This window comes from Streptomyces sp. (assembly GCF_019510245.1).
In the GTDB taxonomy this organism is placed as follows: domain Bacteria; phylum Actinomycetota; class Actinomycetes; order Streptomycetales; family Streptomycetaceae; genus Streptomyces.
In genome coordinates this window covers 62,577-86,227 of sequence record NZ_JAEKKT010000127.1, presented here as the reverse complement: position 1 = coordinate 86,227, position 23,651 = coordinate 62,577, and the positions used below count along the sequence as shown (strand labels likewise).

Annotated in this window: 20 protein-coding genes and 1 pseudogene; 9 read left to right on the top strand and 12 right to left on the bottom strand. The window is 71.1% G+C overall.

The features are described 5' to 3' along the window. The 8 genes from JF597_RS15025 to JF597_RS14990 all read right to left on the bottom strand — a co-directional run bounded on the left by JF597_RS15025 (position 1) and on the right by JF597_RS14990 (position 9,134). The gene (locus JF597_RS15025; RefSeq protein ID WP_293994325.1) at positions 1-825 is read right to left on the bottom strand and encodes a cytochrome P450; all 825 of its coding nucleotides are present in this window, start codon (positions 823-825) and stop codon (positions 1-3) included. Between the two features lie 273 nt (positions 826-1,098). Further along, positions 1,099-2,340, bottom strand: coding sequence for a cytochrome P450 (locus JF597_RS15020; RefSeq protein WP_293994323.1), 1,242 nt, complete (start codon positions 2,338-2,340; stop codon positions 1,099-1,101). Continuing rightward, positions 2,337-3,320 carry an amidohydrolase family protein gene (locus JF597_RS15015; RefSeq protein ID WP_293994320.1) on the bottom strand — a complete coding sequence of 328 codons (984 nt, stop codon included), beginning with the start codon at positions 3,318-3,320 and terminating at the stop codon, positions 2,337-2,339. The genes JF597_RS15020 and JF597_RS15015 overlap by 4 nt, the downstream gene beginning before the upstream one ends. After that, on the bottom strand, positions 3,317-4,204 hold the full coding sequence (locus JF597_RS15010) for an NAD(P)-dependent oxidoreductase (protein ID WP_293994318.1): 888 nt from the start codon (positions 4,202-4,204) through the stop codon (positions 3,317-3,319). The genes JF597_RS15015 and JF597_RS15010 overlap by 4 nt, the downstream gene beginning before the upstream one ends. Further along, a complete protein-coding gene (locus JF597_RS15005) occupies positions 4,201-4,539 on the bottom strand; it encodes an antibiotic biosynthesis monooxygenase family protein (protein ID WP_293994316.1) in 339 nt (112 codons plus the stop codon). The genes JF597_RS15010 and JF597_RS15005 overlap by 4 nt, the downstream gene beginning before the upstream one ends. A gap of 225 nt (positions 4,540-4,764) precedes the next feature. Next, complete coding sequence (locus JF597_RS15000; RefSeq protein WP_293994582.1) at positions 4,765-5,979, bottom strand: Ig-like domain-containing protein; 1,215 nt, start codon at positions 5,977-5,979, stop codon at positions 4,765-4,767. A gap of 261 nt (positions 5,980-6,240) precedes the next feature. Then, positions 6,241-7,071, bottom strand: a complete 831-nt coding sequence (locus JF597_RS14995; RefSeq protein ID WP_293994314.1) for a 2'-5' RNA ligase family protein — start codon at positions 7,069-7,071, stop codon at positions 6,241-6,243. Positions 7,072-7,097: 26 nt separating this feature from the next. Next, the gene (locus tag JF597_RS14990; RefSeq protein ID WP_293994312.1) at positions 7,098-9,134 is read right to left on the bottom strand and encodes a SpoIIE family protein phosphatase; all 2,037 of its coding nucleotides are present in this window, start codon (positions 9,132-9,134) and stop codon (positions 7,098-7,100) included. A gap of 172 nt (positions 9,135-9,306) precedes the next feature. Here JF597_RS14990 and JF597_RS14985 point away from each other — a divergent pair. Together JF597_RS14985 and JF597_RS14980 are read left to right on the top strand one after the other, a co-directional pair. Beyond that, positions 9,307-9,576: pseudogene (locus tag JF597_RS14985) on the top strand (diguanylate cyclase); the annotation flags it as partial. Between the two features lie 61 nt (positions 9,577-9,637). Continuing rightward, positions 9,638-10,603 (top strand): DUF1152 domain-containing protein, encoded by a 966-nt coding sequence (locus tag JF597_RS14980; RefSeq protein ID WP_293994310.1) that lies wholly within the window; start codon positions 9,638-9,640, stop codon positions 10,601-10,603. 12 nt (positions 10,604-10,615) lie between these two features. Here the strand turns inward: JF597_RS14980 and JF597_RS14975 are convergent, their stop codons facing one another. Next, positions 10,616-11,050 (bottom strand): VOC family protein, encoded by a 435-nt coding sequence (locus JF597_RS14975; protein ID WP_293994308.1) that lies wholly within the window; start codon positions 11,048-11,050, stop codon positions 10,616-10,618. A gap of 216 nt (positions 11,051-11,266) precedes the next feature. Here JF597_RS14975 and JF597_RS14970 point away from each other — a divergent pair, with 216 nt between their 5' ends. Together JF597_RS14970 and JF597_RS14965 are read left to right on the top strand one after the other, a co-directional pair. Then, positions 11,267-11,902 (top strand): ParA family protein, encoded by a 636-nt coding sequence (locus tag JF597_RS14970; RefSeq protein ID WP_293994306.1) that lies wholly within the window; start codon positions 11,267-11,269, stop codon positions 11,900-11,902. Beyond that, the gene (locus tag JF597_RS14965; RefSeq protein WP_293994304.1) at positions 11,899-12,123 is read left to right on the top strand and encodes a hypothetical protein; all 225 of its coding nucleotides are present in this window, start codon (positions 11,899-11,901) and stop codon (positions 12,121-12,123) included. The genes JF597_RS14970 and JF597_RS14965 overlap by 4 nt, the downstream gene beginning before the upstream one ends. Before the next feature lie 45 nt (positions 12,124-12,168). On the opposite strand, the gene JF597_RS14960 is transcribed toward JF597_RS14965, so the two are convergent. Together JF597_RS14960 and JF597_RS14955 are read right to left on the bottom strand one after the other, a co-directional pair. Next, positions 12,169-13,230 (bottom strand): acyl-CoA desaturase, encoded by a 1,062-nt coding sequence (locus JF597_RS14960; protein ID WP_293994301.1) that lies wholly within the window; start codon positions 13,228-13,230, stop codon positions 12,169-12,171. Between the two features lie 165 nt (positions 13,231-13,395). Next, the gene (locus JF597_RS14955; RefSeq protein ID WP_293994299.1) at positions 13,396-14,229 is read right to left on the bottom strand and encodes a PIG-L family deacetylase; all 834 of its coding nucleotides are present in this window, start codon (positions 14,227-14,229) and stop codon (positions 13,396-13,398) included. 492 nt (positions 14,230-14,721) lie between these two features. Here JF597_RS14955 and JF597_RS14950 point away from each other — a divergent pair, with 492 nt between their 5' ends. The 4 genes from JF597_RS14950 to JF597_RS14935 all read left to right on the top strand — a co-directional run bounded on the left by JF597_RS14950 (position 14,722) and on the right by JF597_RS14935 (position 21,390). Continuing rightward, positions 14,722-15,327 carry a class I SAM-dependent methyltransferase gene (locus tag JF597_RS14950; protein WP_293994298.1) on the top strand — a complete coding sequence of 202 codons (606 nt, stop codon included), beginning with the start codon at positions 14,722-14,724 and terminating at the stop codon, positions 15,325-15,327. A gap of 198 nt (positions 15,328-15,525) precedes the next feature. Further along, a complete protein-coding gene (locus JF597_RS14945; protein ID WP_293994296.1) occupies positions 15,526-16,509 on the top strand; it encodes a hypothetical protein in 984 nt (327 codons plus the stop codon). An 85-nt stretch (positions 16,510-16,594) separates the two neighbouring features. After that, the gene (locus JF597_RS14940; RefSeq protein ID WP_293994294.1) at positions 16,595-18,442 is read left to right on the top strand and encodes an HSP90 family protein; all 1,848 of its coding nucleotides are present in this window, start codon (positions 16,595-16,597) and stop codon (positions 18,440-18,442) included. Positions 18,443-18,444: 2 nt separating this feature from the next. Beyond that, positions 18,445-21,390, top strand: a complete 2,946-nt coding sequence (locus JF597_RS14935) for a hypothetical protein (RefSeq protein ID WP_293994292.1) — start codon at positions 18,445-18,447, stop codon at positions 21,388-21,390. A gap of 66 nt (positions 21,391-21,456) precedes the next feature. Here JF597_RS14935 and JF597_RS14930 read toward each other — a convergent pair whose 3' ends face one another. Continuing rightward, on the bottom strand, positions 21,457-22,668 hold the full coding sequence (locus JF597_RS14930; protein ID WP_293994290.1) for a cytochrome P450: 1,212 nt from the start codon (positions 22,666-22,668) through the stop codon (positions 21,457-21,459). 124 nt (positions 22,669-22,792) lie between these two features. Here JF597_RS14930 and JF597_RS14925 point away from each other — a divergent pair, with 124 nt between their 5' ends. Further along, on the top strand, positions 22,793-23,446 hold the full coding sequence (locus JF597_RS14925; protein WP_293994288.1) for a TetR/AcrR family transcriptional regulator: 654 nt from the start codon (positions 22,793-22,795) through the stop codon (positions 23,444-23,446). Positions 23,447-23,651 lie beyond the last annotated feature (205 nt).

Below are 23,651 nucleotides of genomic sequence, written 5' to 3'. Positions count from 1 at the left end.
TCATCCTGGAGCTGCCTGCGGGTGAACTGATCCCCGGCTGCCGACAGCGTTTCGAACAACCCGGTCTCTTCGTTGCCGGCGGCGGCCTTGTGGGGGCATCCTGCAGCTTCGGCCGGATCGTGGGCGATGGCGGGGGGGTGGGCCCGCCGACCGGGTGGAGTGATGGTCGATGGCCTGGTCGATGAGGGCGCGCAACCGGGCGACCCGACGGAGGTAGGTGCGGTTCGCGGGCAGCGGGAGCCGGGTCACCCAGGGGGGCAGGAGGATCTGCCGGATCGCCCCCTTCGTGATGACGGGCATGAGGACGGTGAACTCCCTCTGCAGGTTCGCGGGTAGATCCATGCCGAAGAGAGCGACGAGGAAGGCGGCGAGCGTGACGTCGTTCATGTCCGCGAACACGTCGCGGAGTTGATCCTCTTGCCATGCACCGACCATGGGCCTGACTTGGTCGATCATGGCGTTGCCGCGGGTGGTGATATGGGCCTTGTTGAACATGGGCTGCATCAGGCGGCGGTTGCGCAGGTGGGTGTCGCCGTCGGCGATGGTGGCCAGGCCGTCGCCGAAGACACCCCTCAGGACGTCGAAGACCTTTCCGCCCTTCGCGAAGTGCGCCGCCTCGGTGACCAGTACGGTGCGGGTGAGCACAGGGTCGGTGACCACGTATGCCGGGGTCGGGCCCAGACGTATGCGGACGACGCTGCCCTGGCCGCGAAGCGAGGTGATGAACGGCAGCGGGGCCCGTGCCAGATGATGGGCGTGCCCGATCAGCGGGAGCCCGCCGGGGGCGGTCGGGACAGGGGCAGGTGTCACGGGTGAGGTGGTCACGGCCTTGACGCTCCTGATGTCAGGGTTGATGCGACCGAGTTATCTGCCCAATATCACCCGGCAGGATGCGCCTTGTGACCATCACGTCACTTCACGCATCGCGCGTCGGTCCAGCCGCCGGGCTCCGTCGGACGACCGGCGAATTCGGCGACTGAACCGCTACGTGAAGCCGGACAGGTACCCGATGACGCGGCGGTACCTGTCCGGGCGCAGCCACGCTGCGGTAAAGGCGCGGTTGCCACCGCTGACGCCCGGCCGTCCGGGAGGGATGGTTCACCCTGCGGGATCGAGCACGACCGGAAGCTCCGCGAGGCCGCGGAAGGCCGGGAAGGGAACCTCCAGCCACCGGGCTTCGGCCCGAGGGTCGGCCAAGGTCATCCTCGGGAACCGGTCCAACAGGGCGGTGAGCGCCAGCTGCGTCACCAGCCGGGCCAGCGGGGCTCCCAGGCAGTAGTGGCTGCCGTGCCCGAACCCCAGATGCGCGTCCTGCGCACCGCCCGGACGCAGCACGTTCAACTCGTCCGGGGCGTCGAACTTCCGCGGATCGCGGTTGGCCGAACTGAGCGCGACCTGGACCAGGGCGCCCTTGGGAATCCGGGTCCCGCTGTACTCCACGTCCTCGGTCGCGTAACGGAACGTCCCGCTCTCCACGGAGCCGTCGTAGCGCACCAGTTCCTCGACCGCGGCACGCATCAGCTCCCCGTTCTCCCGCACCGCGCGCAGCTGCTCGGGATGGGACAGGAGGTGCTGCACGGCGTTGCCGATCAGGTACGCGGTCGTCTTGTGACCCGCGAACATCAGCAGGAACGCCGTGGACACCAGCTCGTTCTCGGTCAGGCCGCCGTCATCGTCCCGGACCGCGGTGAGCGCGCTCAGGAGATCGTCACCCGGACGCCTCCGCTTTGCGGCGATGAGATCGCAGAAGTACGCGTGCAGATCCTCCTCCGCCTTCTGCTGGGCCCGCTTGGCCTCCTCGTCGAAGCCGCTCTGAGCCACCGTGGAGGACAGGTTCTGCATCCGCGACCGCTCCTGGGGCGGTACCCCGAGCAGATCGCAGATCACGATGATCGGCAGCGGGAACGCGAAGGCGGGCAACAGGTCGAAGGGCTCCCGGGCCGGGCACTGGTCGAGCAGGCTCCGGACGACGTCCTGGATCTTCGGCCGCAGAGCCTCCACCCGCCGCGGGGTGAACGCGGAGCTGACCAGCCTGCGCAGCCGCGTGTGCTTGGGCGCGTCGGAGTTGAGCATGTTGTCGTCCAGCGCGACGGACGAGTCACCGAAGATCCTCCGGTAGGCGTCCATGGCCCCGTACATGTCCTTGCTCAACCGCGGATCCGCCAGGGCGGCCCGCGCGTCCTCGTACCGGGTGATCAGGTACGTCTCGTTGCCGTGCGGCGGTCTCATGGGGCAGACCGGGGCCGCGTCGCGGAGATGGCCGTAGACCGTGTGGGGGTCCCGCCGGAACTCCGGGGTGCAGCGTTCGGCCGCGGCGACGGCCTCTTGCGTGGTGGTCACGGACGACTCCTGAGGTCGAAGAGGGCCTCGGCGTTGCCACCGAGGATGAGCTGCTGCGACGCCCTGTCGACCGGCAGCTTCTCGATCATGCGGATCTGCTCCTCCAGCGGCACGGCCAGCGGTGGTGAGTCAGTACCGAACAGCATCCGCTCGGGCCCCAGCACCTCCGCGTTCAGGCTCAGATGCGCCGGACTGACCGGGCTCGTGTCGACGTACATGCGCTGCAGCGCCGCTGCCGGGTCGACCGCCGGTCCCCGGTCCGCCGACTGGTTCGGGGCCGCCCCGGGCCGGCCGGAGGGCGGCGCGCCCCCGGCCCAGTGCCGGGGGCGCGCCGCCGTCTGCAGACGCTCCGGCAGCAGCGCCATCGCGCCGCCGCCGGTCGCGCCGATCAGCCGCAGATCCGGGTACTTGTCCAGCCACCCCGCGAAGGCGATCATGGCCATGCCCATGGTGACGTCGCCGAACCGGCCGATCTGCTCGACGAAGCCCATCTCGTCGACCCGTTCCGTGCCTACCGGTTCGGCCGGGGCATGCACCAGGACGGGTACGCCCGCCTCCGCGGCCAGCGCGAAGAACGAGTCGGCGCGCGGGGAGCCGAGCAGCTCCCCGTGGACGCTGGACGTGGTGATCAGACCGACGAAGGCCGGGTCCGCCAGGGTCTCCCGCACCCCTTCGAGGTGATCGTCGTCGCCGAACGGGTTGGCGTACACATAGCCGCGCAACCGGTCGGGGTACCTGGCGATCAGCCCCGACATCCAGGCGTGGAATCCGCGCAGCCGGTCTCGTGGTTGCGCGTAGTTGTCCACGCCCGGTACCCGCGCCATCGCTCCGGCGCCGACGGGGCTGCCGATGATGGTGAGGTCGATGCCGGCCTCGGCGCGAGCGGCGAGCATGCCGTCGACGTCGGTCAGGCTCGGAGGCATGGGGAAGCGTTCGGCCGCCTCCGGCGGGGAGAGATGCCCGTGGATGTCGATGATCACGTGTCGCTGCCCGGTTTCGGTGTGAGTGCGCGGGTGACCGCTGCACAGTCCTGGTCGCCCAGTCCCTGCTCGGTGGCACGGACGTGGGTCTCTGCCGCGGCGGTCGCCAGCGGCAGACTCAGGCCCACTGCGGCCGCCTGTTTGGTAGCGAGCATGAGGTCTTTCGCCATCAGCCGCAGCCGGAAGTCCGGCTCCTCGAAGCGGCCGGAACCCAGGCGTCTCGACTTGAACGCCATGACCGGAGAGGCGAAACCGCTGCCCGCGATGGTCTTGAGGACCGCCTGACGGTCGAGGCCGCAGGCGGTCGCCAGTTCGCTGACCTCGGCCAGGGCCTGCACCTCGATGCCCATCAGGACGTTGAGGCACAGTTTCATCCGCATGCCGGAACCGAGTGCGCCCAGATGGACGACCTCCTTGCCCAGCGCCTCCAGCAGCGGGCGGCAGGCGCTGAACGCCCGCTCCTCGCCGCCGACGAAGAGCCGGAGCTCGCCGTCACGGGCATGGTCGCGGTTGCCGAGCATGCCCACGTCCACGACCGACGGGATGTCCCCGGCGATCTGGATGACCTCTTCGGGAGAGACGGTGCTGGCGCAGACGAGGACACCCGGGTAGGAGCCCTTGGACAGGATGCCGTCGGGTCCGTGCAGCACGGAGCCGAGGGCATCGCCGTCGGCGACGACGCAGACGGCGGCACTCGTGCCCGCGACGGCGTCGGCGGGGTGTGGGGCGACGACGGCGCCTGCCTCGGCAAGCGGTTCGGCCCGCTCCCGGGTGCGGTTCCAGACCCGGACCCGCATTCCCCGGTCGAGGAGGCGGGCGGCCAGGCCGGAGCCCATCGTGCCGAGCCCGAGTACGGCGACGGGGCCGTTCGTGGCGCGCGTCATGACGTCACCCCCGTGGTCTCCTTCACGACTCGGAACCGCAGCGACTGCGTCGAGTCGACCCACTGGCGCAGCGGGGCCACCAGCGCGCGGTGCTCCGCGCTCTGCTGCCAGGCGAAGAAGTGCTCGGCCGTCTGCCACTCGCTGGTGATGACCCACTGCCGGGAGTCGTCCACGGGCGCTCCCAGCCTCTCGACGATGTGGCCGGGGGTCCGGGCGACGGACGTGCGGAGCTGGTCGTACACATCCAGGAATCCCTGCTCACCGCCCTCGATCACTCGGACGGTGAAGACGACGTTCAGCTTGTCGGCCGGCTGGCCGTTGTTCCTCGTGCCCATGTCTCCTCCTGAGGGTGAGATCCGGCAGGACACGACTCCCACGGCCTCATGTCCCCCGTGCGGACGCAACTCCGAACGGGGGACGGGCCAACGGGGACAAGGGGTTGACGGACCGTGATTACTCTTTCCAGGTGAGTGACGAGGCGCTGTGCGTCGCCGGCGTTCGGGCGCGGACGGCCGCGCCCGAACGGGGGTCTGCACCCCTGATGCGTGTCGGGGGATCCGTCAGCCGGTCGCGCTGCCCGAGACCCACTCGGTCCACGGCATGTTCCAGTCGCTGAACCCGTTGTCGGGGGCGAGTGCGGTCTTGTCCGCGGAGTTCTTGACGATCACGACGTCACCGATCATCGAGTTCTCGAAGAACCATGCGGCGGGCTGCCTGCCGTCGCCGCCGCCCTTGACGTCGTTGAGCCCCACGCAGCCGTGGCTGGTGTTGACCTTGCCGAAGATCGAGTCGGCACCCCAGTAGTTGCCGTGGATGAACGTGCCCGAGGCGGTCAGGCGCATGGCGTGCGGTACGTCGTCGATGTCGTACGCGGGCTTGCCGTCCTTCGTCAGGCCGACGGTCGCACCGTTCATGTGGGTCTGCGTGAACTTCTCCGAGATGACCATCGTGCCGTTGTGCGTCGGGTGCTCCGAGCTGCCGGACGAGATCGGGATGGTCTCGATCGTCTTGCCGTCCCGTACGACGGTCATCTGCTTGGTCCTGGCGTCCACGGTGCTGATCTGGCTCCGGCCGATGCGGAACGTGACCGTCTTCTGGATGCCGTTTCGGGTGAGCTTGACCGTGACGGTGGAGCCGGGCTTCCAGTAGCTCTCGGGGCGGAAGTCCAGGCGGGTGTCGTTGAGCCAGTGGCCGACGACCCGCTGCCCGCTGCTGGAGCTGACCTGGATCTCCGACTGCACGGCGGCCTTGTCGCCGATCGCCTTGTCGAAGCCGACCGTCACGGGCATGCCCACCCCGACGGTCGAGCCGTCCTCGGGGGAGAGGTGCCCGAGGAAGTCGTTGGCCGGGGAGACCGTGGTGATCGTGGCGTTCCCGGTGACGGAGCGGCTCTTGGCGTCCTCGGCCTCTGCGGCGATCTGGTATCGGGTGGCCCGCTCCAGCGGGCCGTTCGGCTTCCAGGACGTGCCGTCCGCGGACAGGATGCCGGGAATCTCGGTACCGGTCGCGACGACTGTCATGGTCACCTTGGTGAGCTTCCCGTTGCTGACGGTGACTCCGACAGGGCCGTTGATTGCGACGCTGTAGGCGCCCTGCCTGGGCGTGATCTTTATTCGGGCGTCGGAAGCGTCCTGGGTGCCCGCCCGACCTGCCTGCGCCTGCGCCTGCGGTTTCGGCTGACTCCCGGTGCCGTTCCCGCTGGTGGTGGCAGCGTTGCTGGTGCCGCCGAGGACCGTGAGCGCGAGCACACCGCCCAGTACGCCGGCCGTAGCCATCAGCCCGGTGGTTCGCTTACGTACCGTGATCAAACGCTTCTCCCGTGACGCGGGTCGTGAATCCCTGGAGCTGGTTCCCCGCCGAGTGCAACCAGCTGTAAAGAACTACTTTTATGGATTCATCCGCGCTGAAGATAGGAATTGTGGCGAATTCCACGCGTTGCGAGAGCGCCGCCGAGGTTCTGGCCGAGGTTCTGCCGGACGGCCGGACGGGCAGGCCCCTGAGCGCAGGACCGCAGCTCAAGGGAATCTCCTGGCTGCTCACCTGTCGGTGATCTCGGAGAGCCATGCGGTGTCCTCCGGACCCGGTGCTTCGAGGCCGGGTGCGGGCAGCCAGCGGACCTCTCCCGTGCGCAGGGCGACCGTGGCCCGCGGGTGCATCGGCTCGTGGCCCCTGCGAGACAGAAGGACGAGTTCCCACACCGTCGCCGTCATGGCGTCGAGCCGGGTGGCGCAGTCGGTGCTGACCCGCCGCAGGTCCTGGGTCCGCCCCAAGGACAGGTGCGGGGTGAAGTTCCCGGCGGGCCCACGGCAGCGCGGGAACCGCTGCTCCAGTACGTGGTGCAGGTCCGCCCAGGGCGTCTCGCCGGCTGCCGTCGGGTCGAGCCACACGGTGGAGTACGCCCTGTGCCGGAAGGCGCGCACCCCGTCCAGCCGTGCGGTGAAGACCGGAATCCCGGCCGTCGCCGCGGCGAGCAGCGGGGCGGCCTGCTCGAAGTCGGACTCCGGCACGAAACCGAAGAGCACGTTGACGTGCGGCGGCCAGCGGTGGATCTGCGGATCGTAGTCCCGGCGGACGTCCTGGATCGGCGGCCACAGCTCCGCAGGCGGGATCCAGGCCACCGCCGTGCGGGCCGTCGGTGGCACGTCGAGGCCACCGGTGGGCACGCCCCCGCCGGAGTTCGTGTCGAAGCTCGGGTCCGCTTGCGTGGCCCGCAACCGACCGACGCTTGACGCGTCGACGCGGTCCACGCCCGTGGCCCGGTCCCGGACCACCTCGCCGTCCACCTCGATCTCGGCCGCCGTGACACCCCCTCCTCCAGGGTGTTGGCCCTGTTGTGCCTGGTCAAGGGAGCTTGTGAACGTATCCATGCCAGGTGCCTCGTACTGCCGCGTCGCTACGGGTCAGCGGCAGAGCGGGTACGGGCCAGGAGGAGGGCGATGTCGTCGTCCGCCGGCCCGTCAGGGGCGAGAGTGTCGAGGACCGACGTGCACAGGTCGTCCAGACTGGAAACAGGGCCGGTGAGCGCGGTGCGCAGCCGCTGCAGTCCGCGGTCGATGTCGTGGTCCCCCTCGATCAGGCCATCGCTGTACAGCCCGATCACGCTACTGTCCGGTAGCTCCACTTCGGTCGATTCGTAGGAGCCCAGTCCCACCCCGATGGGGGCACCTGGCGGTACTTCGACGAACTCGACCGATCCGTCCGGGAAGATGATCGCGGGTGGGGGATGGCCGGCACTGGCCATGGTGCACCGCTGGGACTGTGGGTCGTACACACCGTAGAGACAGGTGGCGTTGAACGCCGGCACCGTGGAGGTGCCCTCGTCGGAACGCTCCCGGGCGACGTCGACGGCGAGCTCATCCATGAGACGCAGCAATTCGTCGGGCGGCAATGCCACCTTGCTGAACGCACGGATCGTGGCACGCAGGCGTCCCATGGTCACCGCTGCCTTGACGCCGTGACCGACAACGTCTCCCACGACCAGGGCCACGCGGGCATCGGACAGTTGTATGACGTCGAACCAGTCGCCGCCGACGCCGCCCTGTGTGTCCGCGGGCAGGTAGCGGGTGGCCACCTCCACCGTGTTTCCTCCTGACAGACGGTGCGGCATCAGGTCGCGTTGGATGGCGAGCGCTGCCGTGCGCCCTCGTGTGTATCGCAAGGCGTTGTCGATGATCAGTGCGGCCCGGGCCGCGAGTTCCTCCGCCAGGGCCAGGTCCGCTCTGCTGAACGGGACCGGATTCTGGCTGCGCACCAGGACGGCGATGCCGAGCATCGCACCGCGGGCCTGCAGCGGGACGATCATGAGGGAGTGCATTCCGGTCAGGTGAATGACCCGGGCCCGGTCCGAGTCGTCGTCCAGCCAGGTGCCGGGGGAGGTGTCGAGAACGGGCTCGAAGTGAGACCTGCGCTCTTTGAGTACGGTGGTGAACGGCGAGGCCGGTGGTACGTAGACCGGCGTTCCGCGCGCCCAGAGAGACTCGCGAAGGTCGTCGTGGATGGATGCGGTGCCTGCGCGATAGAAGCCGGGGATGCTCGTATCGGTGGACCTGAGGCGTCTCAGCGGCTCCTTGTCCATCGGCACGGCCTGCACGAGGTCGATGGTGACGTAGTCGGCGAGGTCCGGTACCGCTGTCTCCGCCAGTCTCTGACTGGTGACCAAAGGGTCCAGATCCGTCCCGATGCGGCTTTTCGCTTCGTTGAGCAGGCGAAGTCGTCCGCTTTCCCGCCCCGCGTCGGCCTCCACGGCCGCAGAGCACACGCCCAGCGGCCGTCCGTCCGCTCCGTCGAGACGAATCAGGGCGACACGGTAGTACCGGTCGGGAGCCTGATCCTTGACGGGCCACAGTTCGTGTCCGAGGAGCGGCAGGCCGTTGCGGAAGACGCGTTCCATGGCTCGTTCCAGGAACTCCGGGTGACGAGCCCGGACCATGTCGGTGACATGGCCGCCCAACTCCGGCTCGGAGTGGTAGATGTCCCGGTTGTGAACGCTGTCGTTGAACCAGACGCAGCGCAATCCCCGGTCCCAGATGGCCAGACTGATCGGCGAGTGGTGGAAGAGCGCATCCACCGCAGCCGGATCGAGGGATGGCCGGCCGAACGTGTTCGGCCCCCATACGAGCCAACCCACTCCCCCGTCAGTGCTCAGCGGGGTGACCCGCAGGTCCACCGTGGCCTCATGGCCGTCGCGGCGGCGGATTCGCACCCGCCCCGACCACGGGCTGCCGGCTAGGACACCGGCGATTTCAGGGGTGCCCGGAACCAGCAGCCCCCCGGCGGGACTGTGAAGCACCTGGTCAGCCGTGTAGCCCCACAGTCGCTCGGCCGCGCCGGTCCACACGGAGACCGTCATGTCGGCACTGAGCACTGCCAGGACGTCGCTCGGTTCCGCAGCCCACTCTTCGGCCGAGGGCTTGGCGCCATCGGTGGACATAAAGTAAATATGCCGCACATGTGCCGGTCCCTCCAGTGCAGGGGACAGCTGACAGCCCGGCGCGCTGAAGTGAGGGCTCCCGAGTAGGGTGGGCCGAACCGTCGGGCAGCGGAGTCCTACCCCCGCGCCCCGCCTGTCCGGATTCGGGTGACTCATGGCCAGGACCGAGGCGGAGATCGCCATCACGAACTTCGGGGTGCTGACGGACGTGCCGGGTCTGGGCCTGGACGAGCTGGACCGCAGCCAGGTGGACGAGATCACCGCCGTCCACCCGCTGGGCGACTTCAAGAACGAGTTCTTGCAGGCATTCGTCGACGGACTCAAGTACCGCCCGGAGACCACCGACGGAACCGTGAACGCGGACGTACTGAAGCACTTCGTGCCCGGCTTCCGACGCACGACCACGGTCGAGCGCCTCGTCGGCTCTCCCCGGCCGAGCTGATCAAGACGTCGAAGGGCGGTATCGGCACGGTCCCGGCCCGCCCTCCTGCTAGCGTCCTGCGGTGATCTCTCTGGGGGAACCCGCGTTCTTCACCCGCCTGCGCGACGCACGACGGGTGCTCGTCGCCGGTGCGGGCGGCGGCTTCGACGTGTACGCCGGGCTGCCGCTCGCACTCGCGCTGCGGTCGGCCGGCAAGGAGGTGCACCTCGCCAACCTTTCCTTCGCCGACCTGTACGGCCTGGACCTCGACGTGTGGGTGGACCAGGACGTCGCCGCTGTCGGGCCCGACACGCCCCTGCGCGGGGACTACTTCCCCGAACGGACGCTCGCCCGGTGGCTCGCGGCGCAGGAACTGCCGGCGACCGTGTACGCGTTCCCGAGTGTCGGGGTCGCCCCGCTGCGGGCGGCCTACCGGACGCTGATCGCGCATCTCGGCGGTGTCGACGCGGTCGTGCTGGTGGACGGCGGGACCGACATCCTGATGCGCGGCGACGAACACGGCCTCGGCACCCCGGAGGAGGACATGGCGAGCCTGGCCGCCGTGAGCGGGCTCGACGAGGTCCCGCACCGGTTGGTGGCCTGCCTCGGCTTCGGGGTGGACGCGTACCACGGCGTGAACCACTCGCTCGTACTGGAGAACCTGGCCGCCCTGGACCGGGACGGCGCCTATCTCGGGGCGTTCTCGCTGCTCGGGGCGGCACGGGAGGGCGCGCTCTACCTCGACGCGGTGGCGCACGCCCAGCGCCACACCGCGAGCCACCCGAGCATCGTGAACGGGTCCGTCGCCGCCGCCGTGCGGGGTGACTTCGGCGACGTCCGTTTCACGGAGAGGACCAAGGGCGGCGAGTTGTTCGTCAACCCGCTGATGGCCCTCTACTTCTGCGTGGACCTGCCCGGACTGGCCCGCCACAATCTCTACCTCGGTCTGCTGGAGGGGACTTCTCTGATGCGGCAGGTGAGTTCCGTGATCGAGGAGTTCCGCAGCACGCTGCCCCGCCAGCGTCCGCCGCGGGCGTTCCCGCACTGAGCCTTACGCTGCTCAGTCGACACAGAACTCGTTGCCCTCGATGTCCAGCATGGGAATGCACGACTCGTTCTCCTCATCGGCATACAGCGTCTGCACATGGGTCGCACCGAGCGCGACCAGTCGCGCGCACTCGGCCTCGAGAGTGGCGAGGCGCTCGTCGCCCACGAGCCCGGTGCCGACCCGGACGTCGAGATGCACCCGGTTCTTGACGGCCTTGCCTTCGGGCACGCGCTGGAAGAACAGACGCGGCCCCACCCCCGAGGGATCACTGCACGCGAACCATGCACCCCGCTTCTCAGGGGGCAGGGTGCCGTTGTAATCCTCCCAGGTGGCGAACCCCTCCGGCGGCGGCGGTGTGACGTACCCCAGCACCTCGCACCAGAAGCGGGCGAGGCGCTCGGGGTCCGCGCAGTCGAAGGTGACCTGGAACTTCTTGATCGCTGACATCGGCGCACCGTACCGCGCACCAGGGGGACCCTGCCGCCCGTTTCCCGGGACGAAGCGCATCGTGGTACGTCGCCGGCCCGATCCGTTCGGCGACAGCACGCCGGGCCGGACCGTACTGGCCCATACGAATGATTCCCCGGCGCCGCAGGGTGAACGGAGGGCCTCTGTGCCCCGAGTCGACGGCCGGCAGCCGCTCGCGGCCATACGTTGGCTCGTGTGTCGCTGAGTTACGCCTTCGTGAACCTGAAGCCCGGGGTGGGAAAGACGACCAGCGCGGTCTGGTTGGCCCATGCACTCCACGAGTCGGGCATCCCACCGCTGCTGGTCGACAGTGACCCCGCTTCCTCCGCGCTGCGCTGGAGCGAGCTCGCAGGCGGTTTCCCGTTTCCGGTGGTCGCCCTCCCGGTGGGCGATGTGCACCGGCGCGTGAACGACTTCCTGGGCGACCGGCGGGCCGTCGTGTTCGACGCTCCGCAACTGGAGGACCACGCACACATCGCCCGCAGCATCATGAGATACGCCGGCGAATGGATCGTGCCGGTCACCCCGGCCCCCATCGAGCTGGACCGCATGGCACCCATCGGCGGCGAGATGGGCGACGTACAGTCCCTGCGCGCCCAGCCCGCCCACGCCGCCGTGCTGCTGAACCAGACGAACCGGGCCGAGGCCACGCGCACAGGTCCCGACGCCGACGCCCGCGAAGCTCTCACCGAGCGGGGTTTCGACGTGTTGTCCACCCACATTCCGCGGCTCGACCTGTACGCCCAGTCGTTCGGAAGCCAGGTGCAGGTCAAGGGCACGGCGTACATGGACCTCGCGGACGAACTCATCAAGCGACAGGACACGGCATGAACCAGCGCAAGGACACCTACCGAGCCGCATTGAAGCGCGGGCCGGACGCGGTCGTACCGCGTCCCGTGAAAGTCACCCATCTGCACACCCGTTACGTGCGGTTGACCATCGAGCTCGACACCGGCCTGCCGCGCGACCTCGTGCAATGGGCGAGGTCACCGGTGTCCGCGATGGTACGGGCAGGCGCCGCCGCTCTGCGACCTCCGACAAGCGCCTCGTAACAAGGCCCCGGGTGAAACCGTTGCCGACGGCGTCCGGCCTCGGCGTCAGGACGCCTTGCCCCGGCGCCTGAGGGGCTCTCCCACCCGGTGCAGGTGGGTGAGGGCTTCGCGGTAGGACTGCAGCAGCCCGGTCTCGTGGTACGGCACACCGATCTCCGCGCAGTACCCGCGCACGATCACCTGGGCGCGCCGCAGATGAGGCGTGGGCATGCTCGGGAACAGGTGGTGTTCGATCTGGTAGTTGAGCCCGCCGAGCAGCACGTCCGTGAACCGGCCGCCCCTCACGTTGCGGGAGGTGAGCACCTGACGCCGCAGGAAGTCGGGCCGCTCGTCGCCGGTGAAGGTGGGCATGCCCTTGTGGTTCGGGGCGAACGTACAGCCGAGATAGACACCGAACAGACACTGGTGCACGGCGAGGAACGCCACGGCCTTGCCGGGGGAGAGCACCAGGAACAGCGCGGACAGGTACGCCGCGAAGTGCAGGAGGAGCAGCGCGCCCTCCGTCGCCCGGCTCTTCATGGACGGCGAGCGCAGCGCCCGCACGCTCGACACATGCAGGTTGAAACCCTCCAGCGTCAGCAGCGGGAAGAACAGGAACGCCTGGTGGCCGCCGATGAGCCGGGCCAGGCCGCTGCTGTCGCGTGCCTGGTCGGTGGACCACACGAGGATGTCCGGAGCGACGTCGGGATCGAGCTCCTCGTGGTTGGGGTTGGCGTGGTGCCGGGTGTGCTTGTTCATCCACCACCCGTAGCTCATGCCGATGGCGAGGTTGCCGAAGAGGCGGCCCCACGTCTCGCTCGGGCGGCGCCGGCGGAACACCTGACGGTGAGCCAGGTCATGGGCCACGAGCGCCACTTGGCCGAAGACGAGGGCCATGGCGGCGGCGAGAGCCAGCTGCCACCAGCTGTCGCCGAGCGCGAAGAAGGCCGCCGCGCCACCGAGCAGGGCCACGATCACCATGCCGAGCCGCACGGTGTAGTAGCCCGGGCGCCGGTCCAGCAGACCTGCCTCGCCGATGCGTCGGGAAAGCCTGGCGAAATCGCTGCCGGGACCGGAGGGCCGCCCGGGGACGGCGGGCGCGACGGGAGCGTCGATGGAGAGCGTCATGCCGCCGAGTCTTGTCGTGGCCGCACCGCGTCGACAGCGGGCCAGCCACCGGATCCGCAGGGGGACCGCCTCCGGGCCTCCCGGGGGTTACCACCCCTTCCCAGGACTCTGACCTGGGCTTCCGGGTGTCGTCCCGACGCCGGTGCGGCCCCCCGGGCGGGCGGGTCAGCGCAGTCCGGCGAAGAGGTCGTTCTCGGGTACGGCCGCGCCGGTGGTGTCCTGGACCCGGACGAAGGTCTCCACGCCCATCAGCTCGGTGAACCTCTCCCGGCCCATCTTGAGGAAGAAGATGTTCTCGCCCTGGCTGGCATGCGCGGCCAGCGCGTCGAACTTCTGGCCGCCGAACGCGGTGGTGTCCACCCAGGTGGTGATCTCGTCGTCGGGGAGCCCGATCTCCGCGAGCGCGGCGGCCTCCTCGGGATCCGGCTCCGGTACGTCCGCACCGAACTCGCGCATGGCCTCCCCGAACCGCTGCATCATCGAGCGCGGAGCCGTCGTCCAGTACACCTTCGGCGTCGGCTCGGTCATCGCCAGCGCCGCCATCGTGATGCGGTGGGCCTGGATGTGGTCGGGGTGGCCGTAGAAGCCGTTCTCGTCGTAGGTGACGACCACGTCGGGGCGGTAGCGGCGCAGCAGCTCCGCGAGCCGGGCAGCGCCCTCCGCCACGGGTGTCCGCCAGAAGGACCCGGGGGCGTCGTTGGCCGGCCAGCCCATCATTCCGGAGTCGGCGTAGCCGAGCGTCTCCAGATGGCTGATCTTCAGGACGTCACAGCTCGCCTCGAGCTCCTGACGGCGCATCGCGGCGACGGCCGCCGGATCGTGCCCGGGATCGCCCGGTTTGACACCCCCCGGTCCGTCGCCGCAGGCGCCGTCGGTACACGTCACGAGGACCGTGCGCACGCCCTCCGCCGCGTACCGCGCGAGGACGCCTCCGGTTCCGGTGGCCTCGTCGTCGGGGTGGGCGTGTACCGCCATGAGCGTCAAGGGCCGGTCGTTCATGAAGCAGTCCTCCTGTGTGACAAGGTCTGGGTCCGGGTCCGCGGCGGGCACCTGAGCGGGCGTCTCTGAAGAGCAGCTCACCGTGTACGGTGCGGACCCGAGGGCGCGCGCGGTGCCGGCCCCCCGGCCGGTGCAACAGCGACGGCCGACCAGACTGTTCCCACAGCGCGGGGCAACATCCTTCCCCTTGCGGTGCCCGGTGGGTCATCACCACCCTCCGTCTCCCTTCCCGCGCCCCTGGGGGTGTCGGCGGAGCAGTTCGGGCATCCCGTGACGAAAGGAAGTAGTCGGGCGCGGCGAAGCGGGTCTCGAGTGTGCAGGGTCCCCCGGGCGGCGAGGGCGCATGCGGGAACGGCGCGGCGGGTCGGACTCGCACGCCGGACTTCGGGGACCGGTGGTCCCGGTCGCACGGTCCCGGTCTCCCGATGCGATGCCTTCGCGGATGCCTGGGCGCCTCATGGACCGGCACACCGTCGCCCTATAGTTCGTCCCATGAGTCGCTGGCAGGAGCTGACCGGTGGGACGTCCGGACGTGAGTACGCCGCACGGTTCGCCGCCGTCGCCCGCAGCGGCAAGGACGTGCACGGTGAGGCACGGCTCTGCGCGGCGCTCGTGCCCGCCGGAGCGCGGGTGCTGGACGCCGGGTGCGGTACCGGGCGGGTCATGATCCGGCTCGCGGAGCTCGGGTACGACTGCGTCGGTGTGGACCTCGACGCGTCGATGCTGGCGGTGGCGCGGGAGCAGGCGCCGCAACTGCCGTGGATCCAGGCCGACCTGGCCGAGTTCGAGCCCCGCCGGCTCGGTGTCGCGACGGACTTCGATCTCGTGGTCGCCGCGGGGAACATCTTCCCGCTGCTCGCCGCCGGCACCGAGGCCGCCGTGGTCGGGCGGCTGGCCGCGGCCCTGCGCCCGGGCGGTCTGCTGGTCGCCGGCTTCGGCCTGGACGAGGCCCATCTGCCCGTGCCGCCCGGCCTCACCCTGCCGGAGTACGACGACTGCTGCGCCGCGGCCGGCCTCGCCCTCGTCGACCGGTTCGCCACCTGGGACGCGGACCCGTACGACGGCGGCGGGTACGCCGTCAGCGTCCATCGTCGCTGAAAGGCGTCCATCGCCGCCGAACCCGCCGTCGCCGCTGAAACCCCTGTCGTCGCGCCCGGTACGCGGCAGTTGGGGACCGGTACTCGGCCGGCGGGACCGGTCTCCGTGCGCCCCCGGTGAAAACTCTGTGGAAACGATGTCAGTGGGCCCCCTTATGCTGCACCGGAATGATCACGCGGAACCTGGGGAGGGCGCGGCATGTTCGGCAGGCTGTTCGGCAGGGGCGGGGAGAGACCGGCGGCGGACCCGCACGCGCTTCCCGCGCCGCGCCGGCAGAACGGGGTGTACAAGCTGCAGTTCCTCGGGGACACCCGGGTCATGGCGCTGCTGGTGGCCGCGGAGTCGGGGGACTGGGACGCGGTCAAGATGGCGTCGGCCCACTTCGATCTCGGACGCGACCACCAGGTGCTGGGTGAGCTGTCCGACGTCGACGGCCTGCAGGAGTGGATCGGCCGGGCCGCCGAGGAGGACAAGGAGCACCGGGCGACGGCCCTGCTGATATCCGGGGCGCGGCACATCAGCTGGGGCTGGGAGGCGCGCACCTCCGCGCGTGCCACGGACGTCTCGCGGGATCAGTGGCGCGTCTTCTACGAGCGGCTCCGGATCGCGGAGGAGCACCTGCTCGAAGCCGCCGAGCTGCGGCCGGAGTGGATCACGCCGTGGCGGCGCCTGCTCACCTCGGGCCGCGGCATGTCGGTGGGCACCGCCGTCAACGAGGCCCGGCTCGGCGCCGCCCTGCGCCGCGACCCGCTGGACCTGGCGACCCACATCGAGTGGGTGTCGCACCTCCAGCCCAGGTGGCACGGCGAGCCGGGCCAGGCCCTGGAGTTCGCGCGCGAGGCGTTCGCCGGCGCTCCCGACGGCCATCGCCTCGGCTGCGTGGTCGCCATGGCCCACATCGAGGACTGGGTGGAGTCGGACGACAAGAACTGCCTCGACACCCCGGAGATCCAGGGCGAGTTGAGGGACGCGGCCAAGCGCAGCATCCTCCACCCCGGCTACCGGCGGCGCCCGGGCTGGCAGGAGGACTTCAACATCTTCGCCATGGCCCTGTCCCTGTCCGCCGAGAGCGTCGTGGCCCCGCGGGTCTACCACGAGCTGGACGGCGCCTACACCCGGTGGCCCTGGACCTACATGGCGCAGCCGGAGAAGACGTACGCCCGCTTCCGGAGCCGCGCCTGAGCCGGCCGCCGTCCCCGGTGCCTCTCGCGCCGCCCGGCACACCTTCCGCCCGCCACCCCTCGATCACCCCACCCCGGACTCTGTGATGACTCTGCCCCACACCCCCGCGAGCCCGGCCGGCGCCGACCGCACCTTCCAGGTGGACCTGCGCGGCCTCGTCGACCTCCTCTCCCACCACCTCTACTCCAGCCCCCGCGTCTACCTGCGCGAACTCCTGCAGAACGCGGTGGACGCGCTGACTGCCCGGCACGGCCTCGAACCGGGCGCCGCCGCCGACGCGTTCGGCATCCGCCTGTACGCCGACGGTGCGGTGGTCCGGGTGGAGGACGACGGGGTCGGTCTCACCGAGGCCGACGTGCACACCTTCCTCGCCACCATCGGCCGCAGCAGCAAGCGGGCAGAACAGGTCGCCGAGCAACGGGCCGACTTCATCGGCCAGTTCGGCATCGGCCTGCTCTCCTGCTTCCTGGTCGCCGACGAGATCCACGTCGTCAGCCGTTCCGCCCGCACCCCCGACGCGCCCGCCGTGGAGTGGCGGGGCCGCGGCGACGGCAGCTACACCGTCCGCGCCCTGCCCGCCTCCGCCCGCCCCCGGCCCGGCACCACCGTCACGCTCACGCCCCGCGCCGACGCGGGCGAGTGGACCCGGCCGGTCCAAGTACAGGAACTCGCACGGCACTTCGGCTCCCTGCTGCGCCACCCGGTGACCTTCGACGACGGCTCCGGCGGCCCGGCCGCCCCCGTCAACCCCGAGCCCGCACCCTGGGCGCGCAGCTATCCCACACCGGGGGCACGCTCCCGTGCGCTCGCCGCGTACGGCGAGGAGATCTTCGGCTTCACGCCGCTGGACACCATCGACCTGGACCTGCCGGCCGTGGGCCTGAAGGGCATCGCGTGCGTGCTCCCCGAGGCGGTGCCGGCCGGGCGCCGCCACGGCCACCGCGTGCACGTCAAGGGCATGCTGCTGTCCGAGCAGGCCGAGGAGATCCTGCCCGAGTGGGCGTTCTTCGTCCGCTGCGTCCTCGACGCCGAGAGCCTGCGCCCCACCGCCTCCCGGGAGTCCCTCTACGAGGACGACACCCTCGCCGCGGTCCGTGACGCGCTCGCCGAACGGCTGCGCGCCTGGATCGCCCGGACCGCCGCCAGCGATCCCGACCTCCTCGGCCGCTTCCTGCAGACCCACCACCTGGCCGTGAAGTCGCTGGCCGTGCACGACGACGAGATCCTGCGGATGCTGCTGCCGTGGCTGCCGTTCGAGACCACCGACGGACACGCCACCCTCGACGAGTTCGCGCGCACCCACCGCACCGTGCTGGTGACCTCCAGCGTCGAGGAGTTCCGGCAGGTGGCGGCGATCGCCGGGGCCGCCGGGCTCGGCGTCGTCAACGGCGGCTACACCTACGACCGCGAACTGGTCCACCGGCTGCCGGAGATCAGGCCCGAGGTCGCCGTCGCCGACCTCGACCCGGGCACCCTCACCGCCCACCTCGACCCCGTCGACCGGGAGACGGAACTCGCCGCCGCGGCCTACCTCGCGCAGGCCCGCGACGCCCTCGCCGTCTTCGACTGCGACGTCGCCCTGCGCACCTTCCAGCCCGCCTCCGCCCCCGCCCTCCTCCTCGACAGCCGTGAGGCCCGGCACGAGCGCACCCGCTCCCAGCTCGCCCGCGAGCAGCAGGGCGGCGTGTGGGGCGACATCCTCGGCCACCTGCGCCAGGAGGCCCCGCGGGCCCAGCTGATCCTCAACCAGCTCAACCCGCTGGTCCGCACCGCGGTCACCATCGACGAGCCCGAACTGGCCCGCACCAGCGCCGAAGCCCTCTACGGGCAGGCCGCGATGCTGTCCCGGCGCCCGCTCAGGCCCGCCGAGTCGAGCCTCATCAACCGCTCCTTCCTCGATCTCCTCGCCCACGCCCTCCGCAAGGACAGCTGACGATGCCCTCCGCACCCCACCCCCAGAACACGGACGAGCTGTACCAGGCGCTTCAGGAGAACGACCGGCGCCCGTACGGCCGTACCCGCACCGTCACGGCCGAGGAACTCGCCGAGGCCGCCGAGCAGTTCGCGGAACCCCGCGCGCTCGTCCACGCGCTCCTCGAACTCCAGGAGGCCTACACCTACGGCTCCGAACCCCGTAAGTCGCCCGTCGTCTTCGCCCGCCTGCTCACCCTCTTCGACGAGCAGCCCGACGTCTTCGACGAGCGGCTGCGGCACATGCTGTTCTGGCGGTTCAAGTGGGTGGCCAACGCCCTGGTCGCGCTGCCCGAGATACCCCTCGCGAGTCTGCGCCAGTGGCTGACCGAGATGCGCGACCGGTACGAGAAGGCCGGCCTCGAGCTCCAGCCCTACTACGCACAGGCCTACCGGCTCGCCGCCCACGTCGGCGAGGACACCGGCCTCGCCTACGAACTGTGGGCGGGGCGCACCCGCACCCGGCTCAGCGACTGCGAGGCCTGCGAGATCTGCGACCGCGCCCTCTACCACCTCGCCGCGGACGACGACGAGCGGGCGCTGCGCACCTGGGAGCCCGTCCTGGACGGGACGGAGTCCTGCCAGGAGGAGCCCGCCCGCTCCGTCTCGTACGCGCTCCTCCCGCTGCTGCGCGCCGACCGCGCCGACCAGGCCCGCGCACTGCACCTCAGCGGCTACCGCGCCTGCCGCCGCAACCCCTCGATGTCCGGCGAGGTCGGCCGCCACCTGGAGTTCTGCGCGCTCACCGGCAACGAGGCCCGCGGTCTGGAACTCCTCGCCGAGAACCGCAACCTGTTCGACGAGGTCGACTCCCCGCTGGACCTGCTCGCCTTCCTCACCGGCGTCGAGGTCCTCCTCCAGCGCGTCGAACTCCTCGGCCACGGCGAGCTGCCCGCCGCCGGATTCGCGGGCCGCACCTGGACGGTGGCCGGCCTGCGCGCCGAGGTGCGCGGCCGCGCCGACGAGCTCGCCGCCCGCTTCGACGCCCGCAACGGCACCACGGCCCACACCGACCGGCGCCGGGCCCGCCTCGAGTGCGCCCCCCTCCTGGACGCACTCGAACTGACCCTGCGCACCCGCGCCCTCGACGACGTGGCTCCGCCGTCCGCCCCCACCGCCGCCGTCCGCCCGACCGCCGCCGTCCCCGAGTCGCTGCCCGAACTCATCGTCCGGGCGCGGGAGCTGGACGAAGCGGGGCACCCGGACGCGGTGGCCTGCTGGGCCCGGCTGCGCACGCTCGTCGCCGACCCCGGCTACGCCCACCCCGACGACCCGGCCGTGGGACCGCTCGTACGGCTGCGCGCGGACCTGCTGGAGGACGAGGCGGGCCGGGCGGGCGAGAAGGAGAAGTTCGACGAGGCGGCCGCCCTGTACGAGGCGGCGGCGGCCCTGTACGACGAGGCCGGCGCACCGGGCCACGCGGCGCTCGCCCGTGCCTGCGCGCTGCTGCCCGCGGGCGGCCTTCCCGGCGCGCACGGCGACGGGGCCGAGGCGCAGGCCGCCGCGCTGACCGCCGCCCACGAGGCCCTGGTCCGGCTGCACGAGGAGTCGACCGGCCTCGCCCCGTACCAGGAGGCGCGGCTGCTGCGGCTGCGGGCGACCGCGCTCGGCATGCGGTTGCAGGCGTCCAGGAGCGAGGAGCACAGCGCGCCGGTCGTCGCCGAGGTGGACCTGCTGCTCGCCTTCGCCACCCGCCACGACATCGCCGGACAGGTCTCCGGCGCCCACCTGCTGCGGGCCAGTACGTACGCGGTCACCGGCGACCTGCCCGCCGCGGTCACGGAGCTCGACGCCCTCCTCGACCTGCTGAAGGCACACGGCCCCGCCTGGCACGTGGCCCGCACGCTCGCACTGCGCGGCCGCGTCCGGCTCGGCCTCAAGGACGACCGGGCCGCGCACGCGGACCTCAGCGAGAGCCTGCGACTGGCCGCCGACTGGCCGGCCGACGCGGCCGGCACCGCGCGCCTGCACGCCGATCTGGCCCAGGCCTGCATGCGCCTGGGCCGCCCGGACGAGGCACTGCGGCACCTCACCCGCTCCGCGGAGCTGGAGCTGCGCAACGGCAGCCGGTTCGACGCGTTCTGCACCTACAACAACGCCGCCCAGCTCAGCCTCGACCTGGGCCGCGTCGAGGACTGCATCGCGCTGCTCGACTCCGTGCTGGCCGAACCGGACGTCGCCACCGGGGAGCTGGACGACCGGCTCACGGCCCAGCTGCGTCTGATCCGCGCCCGCGCGCTGCACGCGGGGGAGGACCTCAAGGCCGCCACCGCCGAGTACGCCGCCCTCGCGGCCGAGTCGGCGGGCTGGGACGACGACCCCGGCAGCCACGCCATGATCGCCGCGGAGACCGCCGTGGTCCTCGCCGAGTCCGGCGAGTTCGGCCGGGCCCGCGAGGCCGCCGACCAGGCCCTCGCCGCGCACGCCCGGGACCCGCGCTACGAGCAGCTCAGCAGCTGCCTGCGCGAACTCGCCCGCCTCCAGGCCCAGCACCAGGGGGCCGAGGGCCTGGCCGACGCGCTCGCCCTGCTCGCCGAGGCGGGCCGGATCGCCGACGCGGCCCGCGAGGCGGGGTACCAGGCCCGGGGCCGCGACCTGGACAGCGCCCTCGCCTACGAGCACGGGCGGGTCAACGCCTACGCCCACGAGTACGAGACCGCCCTGACCGCCCTGGACGAGGCGCTCACCCTGCTCGGCGAACCCGAACCCGGGTCCCACGACAGGGACCACGTCGGTGAGTGGGCCGAGTGCGTCCGGCTCTCGGCCGTCGTGGAGGGCCGCTACCTGGAACGCCCCGCTCCGGCCCTCGCCCGCCTGGACAAAGCGGTCTCCCGGCTCACCGCCCTCGGCCACACCGAGGAGACCGAGGCGCTGACCAGCCTGGCGGCCCGGCTGCGCGACGAGGGATGACCCGGCGGGCGTGGCGCGGCCCGGCCCCACGGCCGGTCCGCACCACGCCCCTGTCCGGGCGGTGCCTCACCAGGTCACGGGCAGCTCGCTGACCCCGCCGGTGAGGGTGGTGCGCATGGCGAGGTCGTCGACGTCCTTGGCGAGCCGCAGACCGGGCAGGCGCTCGGCCAGGGCGGCGAAGACGATGCGCAGCTCGGTGCGGGCCAGGCTCGCCCCGATGCAGAAGTGGGGGCCGTGGCCGAATCCGAGGTGGTTGCGTTCCGGACGGTCGGGGTCGAAGGTCTCGGCGTCGGTGTAGACGGACGCGTCGCGGTTGGCCGAGTTGACGGAGAGGATCACGGCGTCGCCGCTGCGGATGGTCACCCCGGCGACGTCGACGTCCGCGTGGGCGTAGCGCAGCAGGCCGAGGTCGCCGGGTGCGCCCAGGCGCATGATCTCCTCGACGGTGGCGTTGACGCGGCCGGCCGGGTCGGCGGTCAGCGCCCGCCACTGGCCGGGGCGGGTGAGCAGGAAGAGGGTGCCGAGCCCGATGCGGTTGACGGTGGTCTCGTGGCCGGCGAACAGCAGTCCGACGCAGAGCCTGATCATCTCGGAGTAGTCGAAGTCCGCGTCGGCGCTCTGGGCGCGTACCAGGTCGGAGATGACGTCCTCGCCGGGCCGGTCGCGTTTGGCCTCGGCGAGCGTCGTCATGTACTCGTTGAACTCCTCCCGGGCCTGTTCGGCCGCGTCCCCGATGGCGTAGTCGGCCATGCGCGCCGACAGTGAGGCGAAGTGCTCGCGGTCGGTCTCGGGCACGCCGAGGAGCCGGCAGATGACCGCGACGGGCACCGGGAAGGCCAGCCCGGCATGCAGGTCGACCACCCCGTCCGGCGCCGTGGCACGCTCGGCGAGCAGCCGGTCGATGCAGCCGTCCACCAGCTCCCGTACGTGATCGGAGAGCATCACCATGCGCCGGGCGGAGAAGGCCGGGGTCAGCAGCCGGCGCATCCGGGTGTGGTCGGCCTCCTCGGTGGCGTAATTGCCCGAGGGGCCCTCCTGCACCGCGGCGCTGGTGATCCGGGACGCCCGCTCCGGCTCGGGATGGGAGCGGCCGAGCCGCTTGTCGCCGAGGAGGTCGCGGACCTCCTCGAAACGGGTGACCAGCCAGGCCGGATCCCCGGCCGGTGTGGTGACCGGCGTGATCGGCGCCTCCCGGCGCAGCACCTCGTAGAGGGGGGCGAGATCGAGCACGTTCGGCCGTGCGAAGGGCAGTCGGGAACGCTCGGCGGCACCGTTCATGGTCCTCCTCCTGGACCTCGGAACGCGATCTTCCGGCATTTCGACCGTAACACTTTATTGTCAGTCACTGCCAATAATGTTTTCGGCCAGTCGCCCCACGGCTCCGGCGTGGTTGGATCACCCGATGGAGGACGTGACGGCGGACAGTGGCCCGATGGCGCCCCGCCGGGGACGGCCCCCGGTCAGCGACCGGCAACGGCAGCGGCAGCGCCTGGACATCTCCCGTCACGCGGTCCGGCTCTTCGCCGCACAGGGCGTGGCCGCCACCTCCGGCGAGCAGATCGCGCGGGCGGCCGGCGTCTCGGAGCGCACGCTGTGGCGCTGCTTCCCCAGCAAGGAGGGCTGTGTGGAGCCGCTGCTCACCCAGTCGATCGAGGCCTTCCGGGCGGTCCTGCGCGCCTGGCCGCCCGGCGTCGACCTCACCGACCACCTGCGCACCGCCTACCGGCCCGCCCTCGACCCGTCGTCCGGCAGGGACGCCGAGGCGGTTCTCACCGTGATCCGGCTGACCCACGACGAACCGGCGCTGCGGGCCGTCTACCTGGTGCTGCGGGAGCGTGCGGAGGACACGTTCGCCGAAGTGCTCGCCGAACGCGCGGGCGAGTCCGCCGACTCGGTCGACGTCCGGATGCGGGCCGCCACCATGAGCGCCGTGCTGAAGGTGGCGACCGACGGTGTCGCCCGGGCCGTGGCCGGGCAGGGCGTCACCCCCGAGGCGCTGCGCAGGCACCGCGAGCAACTCGCCGGCGCACTCGGCCTCGTCACCCGGGGGCTGTAGGGGCGTTGCCGGGGAGCCGTAACTCGCGCAAGCAACACGGGCATCGAGCCCGGCGTACGACTCTTCGTGAACTTCGCGACCAGAAAGTCTTGTTGACCTCGTTGACACGCCGCAAGCACAGGCGTTTCACTCAACTCTCGTGCATGGCAACGTTGTCAGGCCGTGGGAGCGACCGGATTCGTTGCCTGTCGCCGGCATTCCGGTG

Excerpts from the sequence above, each read along its gene's own strand:
- JF597_RS15010 (WP_293994318.1), bottom strand. The coding sequence starts at position 4,204 with ATGACGCGCGCCACGAACGGCCCCGTCGCCGTACTCGGGCTCGGCACG.
- JF597_RS15005 (WP_293994316.1), bottom strand. The coding sequence starts at position 4,539 with ATGGGCACGAGGAACAACGGCCAGCCGGCCGACAAGCTGAACGTCGTC.
- JF597_RS15000 (WP_293994582.1), bottom strand. The coding sequence starts at position 5,979 with ATGGCTACGGCCGGCGTACTGGGCGGTGTGCTCGCGCTCACGGTCCTC.
- JF597_RS14995 (WP_293994314.1), bottom strand. The coding sequence starts at position 7,071 with ATGGATACGTTCACAAGCTCCCTTGACCAGGCACAACAGGGCCAACAC.
- JF597_RS14990 (WP_293994312.1), bottom strand. The coding sequence starts at position 9,134 with ATGTCCACCGATGGCGCCAAGCCCTCGGCCGAAGAGTGGGCTGCGGAA.
- JF597_RS14975 (WP_293994308.1), bottom strand. The coding sequence starts at position 11,050 with ATGTCAGCGATCAAGAAGTTCCAGGTCACCTTCGACTGCGCGGACCCC.
- JF597_RS14965 (WP_293994304.1), top strand. The coding sequence starts at position 11,899 with ATGAACCAGCGCAAGGACACCTACCGAGCCGCATTGAAGCGCGGGCCG.
- JF597_RS14960 (WP_293994301.1), bottom strand. The coding sequence starts at position 13,230 with ATGACGCTCTCCATCGACGCTCCCGTCGCGCCCGCCGTCCCCGGGCGG.
- JF597_RS14955 (WP_293994299.1), bottom strand. The coding sequence starts at position 14,229 with ATGAACGACCGGCCCTTGACGCTCATGGCGGTACACGCCCACCCCGAC.
- JF597_RS14950 (WP_293994298.1), top strand. The coding sequence starts at position 14,722 with ATGAGTCGCTGGCAGGAGCTGACCGGTGGGACGTCCGGACGTGAGTAC.
- JF597_RS14945 (WP_293994296.1), top strand. The coding sequence starts at position 15,526 with ATGTTCGGCAGGCTGTTCGGCAGGGGCGGGGAGAGACCGGCGGCGGAC.
- JF597_RS14940 (WP_293994294.1), top strand. The coding sequence starts at position 16,595 with ATGACTCTGCCCCACACCCCCGCGAGCCCGGCCGGCGCCGACCGCACC.
- JF597_RS14935 (WP_293994292.1), top strand. The coding sequence starts at position 18,445 with ATGCCCTCCGCACCCCACCCCCAGAACACGGACGAGCTGTACCAGGCG.
- JF597_RS14930 (WP_293994290.1), bottom strand. The coding sequence starts at position 22,668 with ATGAACGGTGCCGCCGAGCGTTCCCGACTGCCCTTCGCACGGCCGAAC.
- JF597_RS14925 (WP_293994288.1), top strand. The coding sequence starts at position 22,793 with ATGGAGGACGTGACGGCGGACAGTGGCCCGATGGCGCCCCGCCGGGGA.